This window comes from Brevibacillus choshinensis (assembly GCF_016811915.1).
Lineage (GTDB): Bacteria > Bacillota > Bacilli > Brevibacillales > Brevibacillaceae > Brevibacillus > Brevibacillus choshinensis_A.
The window spans coordinates 4748618-4765481 of the sequence record NZ_CP069127.1 but is presented as its reverse complement, the minus strand read 5'-3'; the positions used below and the strand labels follow the sequence as shown (position 1 = coordinate 4765481).

Below are 16864 nucleotides of genomic sequence, written 5' to 3'. Positions count from 1 at the left end.
ACGGGCACGATTTTTATTTACACTTCAGTATTGGGGGACGCGAAAGGGGATCGTGGGTTTATGGACAAAACAAGAACCTGACCGAAAAAAAGATCAGGCTCCCCTCATGGTATGATCTTCAAAATGCTTCACCTGTCACACCGCGATAATAATGCGTGTGTCCATCATCAAACGTGGTTTGCCCGTAAAACTCATGGTAATGGTTTCCGTCTGGCAACGGTACCGGTGGTCCCGTCCAGCCGCTGAAGGAATGGACATGTCCGTCGTTGAACGATGTCGTTCCTTCATAATAATGCGTGTGTTGATATTCCGATCCTTCCGGGAGCGAGGTTCTTCCACTCATGCGATGCCGGTGGCGATCGGAAACGAATGTTTGGGTGTCATAGTCATGAACATGACCCGGCTGATTGCAGATGCTCATAAAACGCAGGTAATGGCTGTGCTGCTCATTCATATGGGAAAGCTCCTTTCGATATCGCCTCTTGATGGACAATTGCTACTTGGCAGAGGTTAGTGCCAATTCGAAGGAATCCAAAATTTCTAGAAAATGGGAGGCTTCTCTGAAAACATGATCGGCCAGCAAGGGAGGAATGATGCTTTTGATTCTGCATTGTTCAATGAGATCACGAGCCGTCTTTTTGAAGTCTCGCAATTGACGCACGGAGACACGGTTTTGGTCTACAAACTGATCCAAGAGAGGCTGCGTTTGGGATTGTGGCCGCATGGAGTCAAGATCAATGGCTTGAAAGAGGAGCTGATCAAAGTCATGGCTGAAATCCCTCGCTTGTTCAACCAGCTTTCTCTCAGATGGATCGAGCAAGTGATTAATGAATTTGGCATGATCTGCCATGATTCTGAGGAAGAAGACATTTTCGTTGATGACAGCGTCTGGCAGCGAGTCGAGGGTACCTGTATTCAATTGTTCCAGTCTTTTCATAAAGTAGGCCGCTTCTCTGCTGACATGGTCCACTAGCAAGGGAAAATTGTTGCCAAGGATTTTGCAATGAATGATGAGCCCGAGCACTTTACGCTTAAATGCCCAAATATGGCAAACGGCGGTAAATACGATTTGATTAAATTCATGAATCCTTTGGGGATCGGTATCTGGAGAGAAGGCGAGAGCACGGTTCTCAATATCTTCAAAAATGCTGTAAAAGCGGTCTGCTTCGTTAATTAAAATGGTGTCATCACAGTTAAATCCTAATTTTAAAAAGAGGGAATGCTCCTTCATGATACGGGACCAAAAGCGGACTTCTTCCAATGACCTTACCACAAACATATCTGCCATATAGCGCCTCCAAATTGTTTTAAGGGAGTACAGATGCAAAAGATCTCTCCCTGTCACGCGTGCACGATCTATCCTATGTGTTCGCCCATCATCGCGCATAGGCAGCCGCCCATGAGGCGTCAATGAAAACGGGCCCAAATCTCTTGCGGCCGTCCATTCCCAGCGTACTCAGACAACATAATCAGCCATACAGAAAAAGCCGGCAAGGTTGTTCGAGTCGAAAGTATGGGGCCAAAACCTGGGGCTTGGCGTTCCTCGGAAGAATGTGACTTGGCACTTCATGCTGAGCCCGCAGGGATTAACCCTGCCCGTTGCTATTTAGCGAAGAGACAAAAGCAGTAAAACAGCGGCTAATCTGGGGCCTTATTTTCTCTCCCTGGATCAGCCGCTGTTTTCGTGGATCGAATCCGTCCATCCATCAGCACTCATTTGTTCAATTTGTTGTAAAGAGTGGCGCGCGAAATGCCGAGACGCTTGGCTGCCGCCTGCTTGTTGCCGTTTTCCAGCTCGATCGCCCGTGCGATGACGCGACGCTCGTGCGCCTCCAGCTCTTCCTGCAGCGAGATCAGATCGTCAGGCAATTCGATGGGGGCAGGGTTCGGCTGGCTTTGCAGCGAATACGGCAAATCCTCTTCCTTGATGGTGCCGTCCGTTGCAAAGACTACCAGACGCTCGATCGCATTTCGCAGCTCGCGTATGTTGCCAGGCCAGTCGTAATGCAGGAGGTTTTGCATCACGTTCTGGGAAATGGCGTGGATCGGGCGGTTGTAGCGCAGGGAAAACTCATAGAGGAAAAAGTGCGCCAGCTCGATCGTATCCTCGATGCGCTCGCGCAGAGGCGGGATTTTCAGCGTGACGACATTCAGGCGATAGAACAGATCCTCCCGAAACTTCCCTTCCTTGACCAGCTCCTCGAGGTTTTTGTTGGTGGCGGCCACAATCCGAAAGTCTGCCTCGATCTGCTTGGTGCCTCCAACCGGATAGTATTTTTTCTCCTGAAGCACCCGCAGCAGCTTGACCTGCATATCGAGCGGCATTTCTCCGACCTCGTCGAGAAACAGCGTGCCTCCCCGTGCCAGCTCGATCATCCCTTTCTTTCCTTTCTGATCCGCACCGGAGAATGCCCCTTTTTCATAGCCGAAAAGCTCGCTCTCAAACAGGGTCGGGGAGATGGCCCCGCAGTTGATCGCGACAAACGGAGCATTGGCGCCTTCGCGCACATCATGGACTGCTTTGGCAAACAGCTCTTTGCCGACACCGCTCTCGCCTAAAATCAGGACCGTGGCTTGGGTGGCGCTGAGCTTCTGAATCATGGATTTGATTTGCCGGATTGCCAGACTGCTTCCCTTGATGGGCTGGAAGGGGTCGGCGGCAGGGCTCATCTTGGCCATTTCCTGCTGCAGATGGTTTACTTTTTTGTTGGCGTTGAGCAATTCCTGATTGAGCCGGACCTGGCTCGTGATATCTGTCTCGGCTGCAACTGCGCCGATGATTTTGTCATGCAGGTAGATCGGATTGGTGTTGATCAGCACGACCAGATCTTCCCGCGGCTGATGCTGGTGGCGGTACAGGGATTGCCCGTGATGGAGAGACTTGAGGGTCTCCAGCATGTCGAGCGGGAAGTACTCCGTGATCGGGTGTCCGAGCACATCCTTGCTTTTCAGGGAAAAGATCCGTTCCGCTCCCTCTGTCCACACCATGATCTTCGTTTCTTCATCGATGACGGAAATGGAGGCGTCCATCGTCTTGATCATCGTCTCAAAGTACGCTTCCAGGACCTCGTAGGTAGCAAAGATAGACGGAAGTACCGCACTGCGCTCCAAATAGCCGATGGGGTGAGACGCTCCATCTACGACGAGCACTGAATCGCATGCAGTCAGAGCCGTGACGGCATCGGAAAGGGGAGAATCATAGGGCAACGCGACCGTCTTTTCCCAAGGAAAAAGAGAGACATCGCTGCACGGGTGGGCAATCAGGCGGGTGGAATGGGCGACATACCAGTCTTTTGCCTTCTTGGCAAAAATGGGCCCGTCTACGGATACATCTATGTTTTTCAAGTCTTCTGCGCTGCGTATCAACGGATGCGACTTCATAAGTGAAGGTACTGCAGGGAGCTTATGTTTCAACCCGATCATCCCTTTTTCAGAGTGTATAAAATAGTAAACACTTTCTTAATTATTATACATTTCCAAAGTTAGTTGTAAAAGAATTTAGACAGATTGCTCGAAAAAGAAGCGAAAACCGGATTGGCACAGCCTTTGCAATTATAGAAGGCTGGAAAGACAGATATAGGCAACGTAAAGGAAATCAGGTCCTGTGCAGGCGCAACCAAGTGTTCAAAAGGAGAAATCGTCCATGAGTGTACGCACCCAAACCCACGCGGAAATCGCAGTCATCGGAGGAGGCATCATCGGAGGAGCCATTGCTTATTACGCAGCCAAGTCTGGCCTCGACGTCCTGGTACTGGAGCGGGGAGAGCTGGCTTCCGGGACATCCTCCCGCTGTGACGGCAACATCCTGGCCATCGATAAAGATCCTGGATTCGACAGCCAGATGTCGCTGAAATCCCAAATGCTGGTCGACGAGCTCAGCCGGGAGCTGGATCATTCGTTCGAGTATCGGGCGCCGGGGAGCATCCTTGTCTGTGAGTCGGATGCCGAAATGGAGGCAGCGCAAGAGTGGGTGAGACGCCAAAAGGAAGCGGGTCTGCCATTTCGCATGCTGGACCGTGCCGATATCAAGCAAGAGTCTCCTTACTTTGCAGACGATCTGCTGGGCGGGCTCGAATGCGCCACGGACTCTACCGTCAATCCGTACATGCTCACCTTTGCCCTGTTCGAAGGGGCGAAAAAGCACGGAGCGCGGATTATGCAGCGTACAGAAGTCAGGGCACTGCGGCGTGATGCAGCGACGGGGACCTTTCATCTGGAGACGAGTGGAGGGGGCCTCACTGCCAAGCAAGTCGTCAATGCAGCCGGAGTATGGGCACCGGTCGTAGGCAAAATGGTGGGATTGGATGTTCCCATTCACCCGCGGAAGGGCCATCTGATCGTCGCTTCCCGACAGATGCCTGTGGGTGTGCGAAAGGTGATGGAGTTCGGGTATTTGATTTCCAAATTCGGCGGCCAGAGACAGGTGGACGAGGAGACGGAAAAGTACGGGGTAGCGCTGGTGTTTGAACCCACCGAGAGCCAGAACTTCCTGATCGGTTCGAGCCGTCAATTCGTAGGCTTTGACACCAAGGTCGATCTGAATGTCGTGCGCTGCATGGCGAGACGTGCTCTGCGCTTTTACCCGAAGATTGCCGATTTTGCGATCATCCGTACCTACTGCGGGCTGCGGCCGTGGACGGAGGATCACCTGCCGATCATTTCGCGAGTCGAGGAGGTCCCCGGCTATTTTATCGCGGCTGGACACGAAGGAGATGGCATCAGTCTGGCAGCTGTCACAGGGAAGGTCATCTCGGAAATGCTGCAAGGGGAGAGTGACACGATCATTCCGCTCGATCCTTTGCGCCATGACCGATTTTCGAACAAAGGAGTGTTGCATCGATGAAAGCGAGCAGGGTGTTTTCCACCGTCGATACGCATACCGGTGGAAATCCTACGCGAACGGTGATCAGCGGCCTGCCCAAGCTGGAAGGCCAAACGATGGCAGAAAAAATGCTCCACATGAAAAAAGAATACGACTGGATTCGGACTCTCTTGATGTATGAGCCGCGAGGACACGACGTGATGTCCGGTGCCTTGATCGTCGAACCCTGTCATCCCGAGGCGGACGTAGGCGTCATCTACATTGAGACTGGCGGCTACCTGCCGATGTGCGGGCACGATACGATCGGGCTGTGCACGGCGCTCGTCGAGACGGGCATGATTCCCGTGACGGAGCCCATTACCAAGGTCAAGCTCGATACCCCAGCCGGATTGGTAGAGGTAGAAATACAGGTAGAGGAAGGCAAGGCGCGTGAAGTGTCTTTCCGCAATATTCCCGCCTTTCTGTACAAAACGGATGTGACGGTCGAGGTCGAGGGCTTGGGGCAGATCACATGCGATATTGCGTATGGCGGCAATTTTTACGCGATCACGGATGCGGAAAAGCTTGGTTTGGCCCTGACCCCCTCGAATGCGTCCGAGATCGTGGATACCGCCGTTCGTATTCGCAAAGCCATCAACGCGGTTCACGAGGTGATCCACCCGGATAAACCGTTTATTCGCGGTCTGACACATGTGGAGTTCTACACAGAGCCCTGCCACCCGGAAGCAGACGTGAAAAATACGGTAGTCGTGCCGCCTGGAGGCATCGACCGCTCTCCCTGCGGAACAGGTACGTCTGCCAAACTGGCTACCTTGTTTGCCAAAGGAGAAATCGGCATCGGAGAACCGTTTGTCCATGAAAGCATCGTCGGCTCCCTGTTTACGGGCAAAGTGCTCGAGGTGACAGAAGAAGGCGGGCTGCCTGCTGTCGTGACGCAGATTGCCGGCTCCGCCTGGCTGATGGGTAAGCATACGATCTTTTACAACCCGGAAGACGAGCTGGCGACAGGCTTTTTGCTCATCCCGCCGTCGACGGATCATTAAATTCTTGAATGATGGAGAGGAGAATGTACGATGACAAGATTTGCAGGAGTGTATGTAGCGATCGTGACCCCGTTTACCAGCGATTATGAGGTCGATTACAAGCGACTCACCGAGCTGTGCGAATGGCTGATTCAAGAGGGCGTAGACGGTCTCGTGCCGTCTGGATCACTCGGCGAGTACGCCACCATGACAGGGGAAGAGCGGGCAAAGGTGATCAACACGGTCATCGCCGCAGCAAAAGGACGTGTGCCCGTCGTCGTCGGCTCTGCAGCCCCATCGACTCGTCAAGCAGTGGAGTGGGTGCAGTTTTCCAAGGACGCTGGTGCAGCGGGTGTGATGGCTTTGCCGCCGATCAATTACAAGCCGCTGTTGCCCGAGGTGTTTGCCCATTATGAAGCTCTAAATACGGTAGGCTTGCCGATCATTGCCTACAACAATCCGCATGACTACAAAATCGACCTGACGCCGGACATCTTGGCTGAGCTGTCCAAGCTCGAAAATGTGGTCGCCGTGAAGGAATTCTCCGGAGACGTACGCCGCATGCAGGATATCCTGGCGCTGACGGATCTGGAGGTCATGGTCGGAGTAGATGATCTGGTCATGGAGGGGGCGCTGATCGGAGCGACAGGCTGGATCGCGGGCGTACCGAATGCTTTGCCGAAAGAAGGCGTGGAAATTTTCCGCCTGGCTCGTGCAGGCAAGCTGGAAGAAGCGCAAGCGCTCTATCGCCGCCTTCTGCCGCTGTTCCACTACGATGCAAGCCCGCAGCTGGTGCAGTCGATCAAATACATGATGGAGCTGGCCGGATTCCCGGTAGGACCTACTCGCCCGCCGCGCCTCCCGTTGCCGCAAGACTACTATGCCGGCATCAAAAAGGCGTTTGATTACGCAGTAGGCACAGCAGCTGGGAAATAAGGAGGGGCACCTATGCAGAGCAAAAACTGGATTGGCGGCGAGTGGATTACGCCGGCTGGGGACGAAGCGACGGTAGTGAATCCTTCGCGTCTGACAGAAGAGGTAGGTGTGGTGCATTTTTCCGATCGCTCCCATGTCTTCGCCGCAGAACAGGCTGCTCGTGAGGCACAGAAGAAATGGTCACAGCTGACAGGTGCAGCCCGGGGAGAGATCCTGTATCAAATGGCTTCGGTCCTCGAGGCCCATGCAGATGAGCTGGCTCGATTGGCAAGCCGGGAGATGGGCAAGCAAATCGGTGAAATGCGAGGCGAGGTAGGCCGAGGTGTCAGCCTGCTGCGATACTATGCGGGAGAAGGCATGCGCTCAAATGGCAGCGTCATCCCTTCCGCGGATACGAATGTCCTGCAGTACACGCGCCGCGTGCCGCTCGGTGTCGTAGCCGTCATCACTCCCTGGAATTTTCCGGTGGCGATCCCGATCTGGAAGATCGCTCCTGCCTTGATCTGCGGCAATACGGTCATCTGGAAGCCAGCTGAAAATGGTTCGCTGACGGCGACCAGACTGGCAGAGCTTTTTACGGAAACGAAGCTGCCTGCAGGGGTATTGAACCTGGTCATCGGGCGCGGTCGAGAAGTCGGCACGGCACTCACGGAAGAAGCCGCAGTGGATGCGGTCAGCTTTACGGGTTCGTCCGCTACGGGAAGACAGATCGCGATTGCCTGCGCGGGTCGCAATATCAAATACCAGACGGAAATGGGCGGGAAAAACGCAGCGGTGGTGTTAGCCGATGCCGACCTCGACAAGGCGGTCCCGATCCTGTTGAGTGGAGCCTTTAAATCCGCTGGGCAAAAATGCACGGCTACCAGTCGGATTATTGTCGAAAAGGCGATCTATCAGCAGCTGGCGGAGCGTCTGCAAAGCGCCATCTCCTCCTGCATCGTAGGAGAAGCGCTCGATCCAGCCGCGTACTTGGGACCAGTCGCTTCGGCAGAACAGTATGAAAAGGTGAGCAAGTACGTGGGGATGGCCACGAAGCAAGCGGCGCTGGTGGCGCAAAGCCCTTCTCTTGCAGGAGCGGAGCAAGGCTACTTCATTCGCCCGATGATCGTGGAGGGAGTAAATGCCTCGCACGCTCTGGTGCAGGAGGAAGTATTCGGACCCCTCGCAGTCATGCTGGCAGCAGAGGACTTTTCAGAGGCCGTGGAGCTGTGCAATCAGACCGTATACGGATTAAGTGCCTCGCTGTTCACTCGTGATCTTGCGAGTGCCCATCGCTTTCTGGATGAGGCGCAGGCAGGGATGGTCAGAGTCAACCAGGAGACGGCAGGAGTGGAATACCAGTCACCGTTTGGCGGGATGAAGCTGTCCAGCTCCCATACCCGTGAGCAGGGACAGGCGGCGCTCGACTTCTACAGCGAAGTCAAAACGTGCGCGATCAAATACGCGTGGTAAGGGACAGATAAGGGAGCCGGGGAGGATGCCATGAACGTCAATCAATTGTTTACGACGATCGACGCCCACACAGGGGGAGAGCCGCTGCGCATCATTACGGGCGGCATTCCTCCGATCAAGGGCGGGACGATCCTCGAAAAAAGAAGATATTTTCGCGAAGAGCTGGACTACATCCGACGAGTTCTCATGTATGAGCCTAGGGGGCACCATGGGATGTACGGCTGTGTGATGACTGCTCCCGTGAGCCCGGATGCCGCATTTGGCGTGCTATTCATGCATAATGAAGGGTACAGCAGCATGTGCGGGCACGGAATCATTGCTGTGGTGACAGCGGCCTATGAGACAGGGCTTTTAAAAGCAGAAGCAGTTCAGCAGGATATCGTCATCGACAGCCCGGCCGGACGAATTGTCGCGCGAGCTCAGGTCGAGGGCGAGCAGGTGAAGTCCGTTTCCTTTGAAAATGTCGCTTCTTTTGTGTATGCCCAAGATGTTCCCATTGAATGGGAGGGGCGCAGCTTCCACGTCGACATTGCTTTCGGAGGCGCATTCTATGCAATCGTGCAGGCAAAGGATCTCGGGGTACAGGTCGAGATCGAACAGCTGGCCGAGCTGCAGGAGTGGGGCGCGCGCATCAAGGAGCAGATCGAATCCCGCATGCAGGTGGTCCACCCGCTGGAGCCAGAACTGACCGGGGTTTATGGCGTGATCATTTCAGATGAACCGAAAAAGGCGGACTCGCATCTGCGCAACGTCACGATTTTCGCAGACAAACAGGTGGACCGCTCTCCATGCGGGACAGGAACGGCAGCGCGAGTGGCAGCCTTGTTCGCTAGAGGACAGTTGGCCGCTGGAGAAGCGTTTGTTCATGAGGGGATCGTGAACAGCCAGTTCGTCGGGAAAGTAGTTGGAACGACGCAGGTAGGCGAATACGCAGCGGTCATTCCGACAATCGAGGGAAAGGCGTTCATCACAGGTCTGCACCAGTTTGTAGTGGACCCAACAGATCCGTTGAAGGATGGCTTTTTACTGCGGTAATAGCTCAAGAAATGACAATGGCTGCGCCTTTGGTGCAGCCATTTGTTATTAGAAGTAAAAGCGCGACGAAGAAAAACAGCTGTCCAGGAAAAAGGGGAAAAAAGCGAAGGTATTAGGGACGCTGCCCAGGTGGAGCGGAAAAAGCGGAACCAGCCTTTAGCGTCCACCTAAGAAATGACTCCCTGAAGCAGCTGCTTTGGACGCGGGTTCCGCTTTTGGAGTCGGAGCCGGACAGGGATGACCCCAGAGCAAGTGTCCCTACTAACCTGGAGCGTTTTCCCCTTTTTCCGCTCCGGCACAAAAGTAGGAGCAGGCAGAGAATGGACAGCGAAGCAAAACCCTCTCATCTTCTCGGCTTGGTAGTCCCCAAAGCCAATATGACACTTCTGTCACAATAATGCCATGTGTCCGAGCGTCGGCATTTTACCGACACTTCTGTTATAATGTCGAGGACAGGGAATAAATTAGGGGCAGGGAGTTGATTTTAGACATGTATAATGCGTTAAAAGAAGCGCACGTCGGAGGTTGGGAGGTAGCGTTTGTCCTCCTGATCATCGGTTACATCCTGTATCGCGTAGGCAAAACAAAAGTGGCCAAAGTGCTGCACATACTGCTCAGATTGATGATGGTCATCATCTTGGTTTCCGGTGCTTGGCTGCTGTTCCAGTTCCATACGAGTGACATTTACTACTACGTAAAAGGATTGCTCGCGATCGTTACATTCGGTCTCATGGAAATGTCGCTGGGACGTGCTCGAAAGCAGGAAGGCAGTACAGGCTTTTTCATCGGGGCGCTGGTCGTCATCGTCGTTGTCATCATGCTCGGCTATCGCGTGTTCGGGTAATAGAAAAGGAACGGGACAAGAGGCATTCGCTCGTATGTACGATGGGCGATGGCCTCTTTTTTTGTGTGGGACAGAAGCTGATAAGCCCGAAATGGGAATGAGCACAGTGCTTGACGTCCGTTCGTACATACCGTAATGGCAGAGGTGAGATGAAATGGCCTACCCTGCGGACAATCAGTTCATTCCCTTTGGGATTGGCGGAGTCGCCTTTGGTGACGCCCCCAACGACGAATCTCCAGGCGGCGTCGATATAGTAGGGAATGCAGCGTTTCCAGCCGCCTTTCTGGCGTACGATGGTACGACTCTGTACTTTCGCATGCGTGTAAACGAAGATCCCCGGAATTCACAAAAAACCGGATTCCAGAACTACGCCTGGGGCTATCTGATCAATACGAACGGTGTGGCGGGAACGTACCAGTGGATGCTTGGCGTGCAGGGATTGCGCAACCGGATAGCCTTGATCCGAAACACAGTCGTCGTGGTGAATTCCTGGAACGACCCTGCGGAGGGGACCGATGGAAGCGGATCGCCGAACTGGCAATTGCCGATCATCAATTTTGATACGGCTCGTGTGAGAGCGACCGGGGATAGCTCCAATTTCAGCGGGAATCCCGACTATTTTATTGACCTTGTCATGCCTGCATCCGCCTTTTTTTCCACGCTGTCGGTCACCTCGCTGTCCTCTCTCCGGTTCATACCGTTCACTTCAACCGACGATAACAATTACAACAAGGACTCGCTGCGAACGAGTGAAGGGTTTACGTTTACGAATGCTTTCAGCAATACCACGACGGTTGCCGTCAGTGATGTGCGAGCAAGTCTCGCGATCGACAAGCAGCTAACAGGGGGACCTGCGAGCGTCATTACAGGGCAGGTAGTCCAATGGACGGGAAGCATCGGCGTCTCCAATACGGGGAATAGCCAAGCAAACAATGTGGTGGTCACCGATCTGATCGAGCTGGATCAGGTTACGGCCTTTGCGGTGAACAGTACCAGTACGGGAGCGGTCGCCTACAATCCACTTACCAAAGTTCTCAGCTGGACCATTGGAAATCTGAATGCGGGCATGGCGGCCACCCTTGCCTTTACCGTAAGTGGAGTGTTTACGAGCGCTGCTGGTGGAACGCGGAGTTTGGACACCGCAACAGTCTCCGGTCTGGACAGCTTTTCTGGAGGCAAAATCACTCCCGTGCAGGATAATCTGCTCGTGAACGTCACTGCCTCAGGGAGTATTGCAGGCATCGTTCTCGATCAATCCACGAACTTCCCATTGATAGGAGCGACGGTTGAACTGTTTGATAGCGGTCCCGCGCTCATAGGGTCGACGACGACCAACGCTGATGGGGCTTATTCCTTCACAGGGCTCGCTCCGGGCACTTATTCTCTGGTTACATCGCTTGCGACATACGACCAGAAGATCCAGTTCGCGACAGTGATTGCGGGACAGACTACCAGTGCGACTATTTTGCTTTCTCGCACCCCTGGAAACGTAACGGGTACGGTGACGGATCAAGCCTCAGCTCCGATCGCGGGCGCGTTGGTCAAACTCGTCAACACAGCAGGAGTCACGATCTCGCAAGTGACGACAGGAGCAGGAGGGACGTACCTGTTCCCCAGCGCCACGCCAGGTACTTACACGGTCACCGTTAGCGCCAATTCGTATCAGTCGGATTCAGCCGCGATCAATGTGTTCAAGGCTCAGACGACTACACACAATGTCGTTCTTCAGGCACTGCCGGCCCAGCTCTCCGGTGTCGTGACAGGTCCAGGCAACGTACCGATCGCAAGCGCTCTCGTGGAAGTGCTCAACCAGACGGGATTGCCTGTGACGGAAACCGTAACCGATGGCACAGGAGCTTATCTCCTCCATAATGTAACGGCAGGAGTCTATCAGGTTCGTGTAAGCGCCACCGGTTTCTCTTCCCAGCTTGCAGGCGTGTCCCTTTCGCCTGGGGATGTCAAAAACCTTTCATTTAGCCTGTCTGCACTCCCGGGGACGGTCAGCGGGACGATTGCAGATGCACAGACGTCAGCAGATATTGCAAACAGCAGCGTCAAGCTGGTGACCAATGAAGGCATCATTGTCAGAAGCACCTTGACGGATAGCAACGGGGAGTACACACTCGCTTCTATCCCTCCTGGGAGCTATGTGCTGGTAGTCTCTGCTGAAGGTTATGCAAGTAAGACGATAGGGATACAAGTATCCGCCGGAAGCACGACACAAGCGGATCTGTCGCTGACAGCACTCGCAGGAGTCTTGAGCGGAACCGTAACGAATGCAGGATTAAGTCCGATTGCAAATGCCACGGTAACCGTATGGAAAGGGAACGTCCCCATTGCCCATGCGCTGACGGACAGCGCGGGCGGATTCTTATTCCCTCACCTTGCCCCGGATTCCTATTTTGTGACGGTTGGCGCGGATACCTACTCTGCTTCTGTTTTAGGAGCTACCGTTTTTCCCATGCAGATGACGATACTCAATTTTGTCCTCGTGTCTTTCGCTGGGGCTTTGGCCGGGCAGGTAGTGGACAGCTCGAACCAGCCCATTCAGGGCGCGGTTGTGACTGTCAGGGAAAATACGACGGCAGGGGCTGTCGTGGCAGCCGTATTGACCGATGGCAATGGTCAGTACGTGGTGCCGGGTCTCCAAGCCCGCTCGTATGTCGCATTGATAGCTGCTGCGGGGAAAGCATCTTATGTGACAGGAGTAATGATCAATTCAGGAGCAACTACGACATTGAATGCTCAGCTGGCCGATTTGCCTGGAGCGTTGCTCGGTACGATCCTTGATGCTTCCACAGGACTTCCCATCATAGGGGCGGGTGTGCAGGTAAGTGTCCGCAACAGTGCCGGAGCGGTGGTTGCGTCGGCATTTAGTGATCCTTCAGGCAATTACCTCATCTCCGGACTTTCGCCAGGTGGGTATACAGTGACAGTAAGTGCTTCCAACTATCAGAGCAACAGTGCAAGCGCAAATGTGCCGTCAAATGGCAGCGTGACAGTTTCCATGTCCCTACCGCCTAGCCCCGGGGAGATACACGGCGGTGTACTGGCACAGGGGACGATGACTCCCATAGCGGGAGCGTTGGTCCATGTTCTTGATTCCACCGGGTCGCTCGTAGCATCCAGCCTAACCGACAGTCAAGGGAGCTTTCTTATCTCGGGACTGGGGGGTGGGCATTACACCGTCGTCTCCTCAGCAGGCGGATACCTGGCGAATCAGACAGGTTCGATTGTTCAGGCCAATGCGGCGACGGTCGTTCAGCTTTTACTGGCTCAAGATGACGGCGCCATCAGTGGGACGATTTCCCCTGTTGTTCCTGGCGCGATTGTACAGTTTTTCGATATCAACAACGTGCTCCTCGCTTCTCAGGTTGCGGCTGATAACGGGAGCTTTCTATTGAATGGCATCCCGCCTGGATCGTACGTAGTTACAGCAGCGGCAGAAGGCTATTCGGTACAGTCCGTGGGAGCTATCGTTGCAGCGTCGGGGATGTCAATCGTGTCTCTGACCTTATCTCCCAATCCCGCAAGCGTGACGGGAACCATTACAGATGGGGGATTTCAGCCAATCAGCACGGCGATCGTTCGAGTGCTCGATTCCAATGAAACGACATTAGGATTTGGATATGCTGATGAGGCGGGCACCTATTCGATTGGCAACCTGCCTGCGGGAAACCTTACGGTGGTGGCGACTGCACCGGGTTTTTCTCATGGAGCAGTCGGGGTGACGCTGATTCCCGGAGAAGCCGAAACGGGGCTCTACTTTACATTGGCCCCTAATCCTGGCGGTATCAGCGGTCATGTCACGGATGCGACCAATTCTGGTATCTCTCTGGCAAGTGCCTCTGTGCTCGTTCGGTCCGTCAGCAGCGGCAATGTAGTCGCTTCAGCCAGCAGCGATGCGTTCGGCAACTTCGCTCTCGACAATCTCTCACCGGGTGCCTATACGGTAATGGTAAGTGCGCCGGGTTTTGCCGTCCAGTCCGTCGGAGTCAATGTGGTGAGCGGCAGTACAACCGATGCGAGTACAGCGCTCGTCCCCCTTCCAGGAAGGATTGCGGGTGTGCTGGTAAACAGTCTCGGTATCCCGGTCACAGGCAGCAACCTCAGTGTCAAGCTTCTCGACAGCAATCATGTGGTGCTTCAAGGCCTGCTGGCCAGTGAGGACGGCACGTTTGCCATGGACCGTGTAGCGCCTGGGGTGTATTCGCTTCTGGCAAATGCGCCTGGATACGGCACGGGGAGCATCGGTGTAACCGTCTTGGCAAATACGGTCTCGACCGCTGCTGTCACTTTGCAGGATCTGCCCGCTGCCATTTCCGGACTCGTGACGAACCAAGCAACAGGATTAGGAATTCCGGGGAGCAAGGTACTCATCACAGACGCGCAAGGCTTGTTATTTGCCCAAGTTTTGACGGACGCACAGGGAACCTTTCTGGCAGGAAACCTGCCCCCCAGAGTGACGAACGTAACCGTATCTGCCTCTAATTTCTCCTTCGCCTCCCAGTCCGTTATTTTGCAGGGCGGGCAAACAGCCCTCTTTCAGCAAGCGTTGACACCGAACCCCGGAAACCTGAATGGAACCGTGATTGATTTGAACTTTGGACTGCCTATCGCAGGTGCTACGGTCATCATTTACGACAGTACACGCTCTCCCGTCGTATCGGTACTGACAGATACGAATGGAAACTATGCGGTCGGAAATCTGGCTCCCGGCTTGTATACCGTGAACACGAGCGAAACAGGGTACGCAGGTGACGTGGCTGGAGCGGAAATAATGGCAGGAGGTACTTCTTTCCTCAGCTTTGCCCTGATTGGATTGCCAGGGGTGATTACAGGATCGGTGCGGGATGAAGGCACAGGCCAGCCCATTCCAGGTGCGACGGTTACGGTCAGACAAGGAAGCCCTTCGGGGACAATCATGACGATCCTCGTGGCAGATGATCAAGGAAGATATGTCGCCAGCGGTCTTTCAGCAGGCAGCTTCACCCTGGTTGCAAACGCGCCTGACTATGCGGCAGAAGCATCTACCGCGCTGGTTAGCCAAGGGGAGACCACCACTCTCGATTTCTCGTTACCCTCCCTGCCGGCAGGTGTAACGGGCGTCGTCACGGACGTGTTGGTCAGCACTCCCTTGCCAAACAGCCTTGTCCGCCTGCTCGACAACAATAGCGCCATCCTGTTCTCCACGCAGACGGATGCACAGGGCAATTACCTGATCAGTGGATTTCTGTCCGGTGACTATACCTTGCTGGTGCGAAAGGAAGACTATCAACGCAAAAACGTATCGTTCTCCGTCGGGTCCGGGACGACGGCCATGGTTGATGTCCAGCTTGAGCCCGACCCGGGAACGCTGCGAGGTACGGTCGTGGATGCTTTTGACGGAACGCCGCTGGTAGGAGCGGACGTCCTCATCTACTTCCCGTCCACGAACAATCTGCTGGCGCGGACGATCACGGACGGCTTGGGGCATTTTGTCATTGAAGGGCTGGAGCCGCTGACGTACACGCTGTCAATCAGCATGCAAAGCTATGCGACACAGGTGGTAGGAGCAACGATTTTTTCGGGAGCGACAACGCCGATCGCGATCGGCCTTCCGCCAAATTCGGCGACGATCACGGGACGTGTGCAGACGGCCAATGGGACTGAGATCCCCAATGCCTCGGTACAGGCAAAAGACTCGCATGGGACCCTTTTCGGAAGTGCGGTCACAGACGATTTCGGGAACTATTCCGTTGCAAGCCTCCCGCCAGGCACGTATACAATCAGTGCGATGGAAACAAACTACGCTGCTGCGATGCAGACGGTTACCGTCACTGCGGGTCAGATGGTAAGCGGGCTGACCCTCACGATGGCTGCGTTACCAGGGAATATTGCCGGTGTCGTACGCAATCAAGGAACCGGCCTTCCGATCACAGGAGCTGCGGTCGCCGTTCAGATCTTTTCCAATGGCGTGTTTATCGCAAATACAGTCACGGGCAATGCGGGTCAATTTCTTGTGACGGGACTTGTGGAGGGCGTCTACAACGTCATTGCCAGCTCAAAAGGCTTCGGGACCAGCTACAGCACGGTTTCTGTCCAGAGAGGTCAAACGGCAACTGCTTCGGTAGGGCTTTTGCCGCTTGCGGGAAACATCTCCGGCATTGTGCTGCTGCCAGACGGAACGCAGGCGCAAGGTAACAACATTCAGCTCGCTCTGTTCGACGCGAATGGCATACGCTTGCAAAATATTTTGGCCCAGCCAGACGGGACTTTCCGATTCGTCGGTGTGTCACCAGGAACCTATACGGTGCAGGGCTCCATTCCAGGCATCGGGATGGGGAGCACGCAAGCTGTTGTGGTGGCCAATCAGACGATCTTTATCATCGTGCGCCTGACTTCGACAGGGAGCATTCGAGGGACGGTTCGGTCTGCGGCAACTGGCCAGCGTATACCAAACGCATTCGTACGGGTGCAGTACAACCAGCCTCCGGTCGAGATTGTGGCAACCGTGCAGACGGATCATCTGGGGAGATATGCGGTTTCCAATCTCGTACCAGGAAACTATCTGGTCGTCGCCAGTGCACCCGGTTATGCAGCAGAAGCCGCCGTTGCGGTGGTGGAGGCAGGAATGGCTGCAGCACTGGATTTCCGCTTGCGGGTGCAGCTGGCAATTGGCTGTATCCGTGTTAGGGCATGCTGAAGGCAGGGGACTGGAAAATAATAATATCGGAGAAAACATCCGCTTTATTTTTAAAATGTGGCGGATCG

General features: G+C 54.5%; 10 protein-coding genes. 7 read left to right on the top strand and 3 right to left on the bottom strand.

Annotation, left to right across the window (positions count from 1 at the left end; all coding sequences use genetic code 11):
- Positions 1-118 precede the first annotated feature (118 nt).
- The 3 genes from JNE38_RS23810 to JNE38_RS23800 form a co-directional block, all read right to left on the bottom strand.
- Positions 119-454 carry a YmaF family protein gene (locus JNE38_RS23810; RefSeq protein ID WP_203353585.1) on the bottom strand — a complete coding sequence of 112 codons (336 nt, stop codon included), beginning with the start codon at positions 452-454 and terminating at the stop codon, positions 119-121.
- 42 nt (positions 455-496) lie between these two features.
- On the bottom strand, positions 497-1288 hold the full coding sequence (locus JNE38_RS23805; protein ID WP_203353584.1) for a DUF2935 domain-containing protein: 792 nt from the start codon (positions 1286-1288) through the stop codon (positions 497-499).
- Between the two features lie 425 nt (positions 1289-1713).
- A complete protein-coding gene (locus tag JNE38_RS23800) occupies positions 1714-3423 on the bottom strand; it encodes a sigma-54 interaction domain-containing protein (RefSeq protein WP_428993673.1) in 1710 nt (569 codons plus the stop codon).
- A gap of 220 nt (positions 3424-3643) precedes the next feature.
- Between JNE38_RS23800 and JNE38_RS23795 the strand changes: the two genes are divergently transcribed.
- The 7 genes from JNE38_RS23795 (at position 3644) to JNE38_RS23765 (ending at position 16796) form a co-directional block, all read left to right on the top strand.
- Entirely contained in the window at positions 3644-4843 is a 1200-nt protein-coding gene (locus tag JNE38_RS23795) for an NAD(P)/FAD-dependent oxidoreductase (RefSeq protein WP_203353582.1), read from the top strand.
- On the top strand, positions 4840-5865 hold the full coding sequence (locus JNE38_RS23790; protein WP_203353581.1) for a 4-hydroxyproline epimerase: 1026 nt from the start codon (positions 4840-4842) through the stop codon (positions 5863-5865). Before JNE38_RS23795 ends, JNE38_RS23790 begins: the two co-directional genes overlap by 4 nt.
- A gap of 30 nt (positions 5866-5895) precedes the next feature.
- Positions 5896-6780 carry a dihydrodipicolinate synthase family protein gene (locus JNE38_RS23785; RefSeq protein ID WP_203353580.1) on the top strand — a complete coding sequence of 295 codons (885 nt, stop codon included), beginning with the start codon at positions 5896-5898 and terminating at the stop codon, positions 6778-6780.
- A 12-nt stretch (positions 6781-6792) separates the two neighbouring features.
- Positions 6793-8232, top strand: a complete 1440-nt coding sequence (locus tag JNE38_RS23780) for an aldehyde dehydrogenase family protein (RefSeq protein WP_203353579.1) — start codon at positions 6793-6795, stop codon at positions 8230-8232.
- A gap of 30 nt (positions 8233-8262) precedes the next feature.
- Complete coding sequence (locus JNE38_RS23775; RefSeq protein ID WP_203353578.1) at positions 8263-9267, top strand: proline racemase family protein; 1005 nt, start codon at positions 8263-8265, stop codon at positions 9265-9267.
- 490 nt (positions 9268-9757) lie between these two features.
- Positions 9758-10111, top strand: coding sequence for a YisL family protein (locus JNE38_RS23770; protein WP_203353577.1), 354 nt, complete (start codon positions 9758-9760; stop codon positions 10109-10111).
- A gap of 154 nt (positions 10112-10265) precedes the next feature.
- The gene (locus tag JNE38_RS23765; protein WP_203353576.1) at positions 10266-16796 is read left to right on the top strand and encodes a carboxypeptidase regulatory-like domain-containing protein; all 6531 of its coding nucleotides are present in this window, start codon (positions 10266-10268) and stop codon (positions 16794-16796) included.
- Positions 16797-16864 lie beyond the last annotated feature (68 nt).

Coding starts and splice junctions, on each gene's coding strand:
- JNE38_RS23810 (WP_203353585.1), bottom strand. CDS start 454: ATGAATGAGCAGCACAGCCATTACCTGCGTTTTATGAGCATCTGCAAT.
- JNE38_RS23805 (WP_203353584.1), bottom strand. CDS start 1,288: ATGGCAGATATGTTTGTGGTAAGGTCATTGGAAGAAGTCCGCTTTTGG.
- JNE38_RS23800 (WP_428993673.1), bottom strand. CDS start 3,423: ATGATCGGGTTGAAACATAAGCTCCCTGCAGTACCTTCACTTATGAAG.
- JNE38_RS23795 (WP_203353582.1), top strand. CDS start 3,644: ATGAGTGTACGCACCCAAACCCACGCGGAAATCGCAGTCATCGGAGGA.
- JNE38_RS23790 (WP_203353581.1), top strand. CDS start 4,840: ATGAAAGCGAGCAGGGTGTTTTCCACCGTCGATACGCATACCGGTGGA.
- JNE38_RS23785 (WP_203353580.1), top strand. CDS start 5,896: ATGACAAGATTTGCAGGAGTGTATGTAGCGATCGTGACCCCGTTTACC.
- JNE38_RS23780 (WP_203353579.1), top strand. CDS start 6,793: ATGCAGAGCAAAAACTGGATTGGCGGCGAGTGGATTACGCCGGCTGGG.
- JNE38_RS23775 (WP_203353578.1), top strand. CDS start 8,263: ATGAACGTCAATCAATTGTTTACGACGATCGACGCCCACACAGGGGGA.
- JNE38_RS23770 (WP_203353577.1), top strand. CDS start 9,758: ATGTATAATGCGTTAAAAGAAGCGCACGTCGGAGGTTGGGAGGTAGCG.
- JNE38_RS23765 (WP_203353576.1), top strand. CDS start 10,266: ATGGCCTACCCTGCGGACAATCAGTTCATTCCCTTTGGGATTGGCGGA.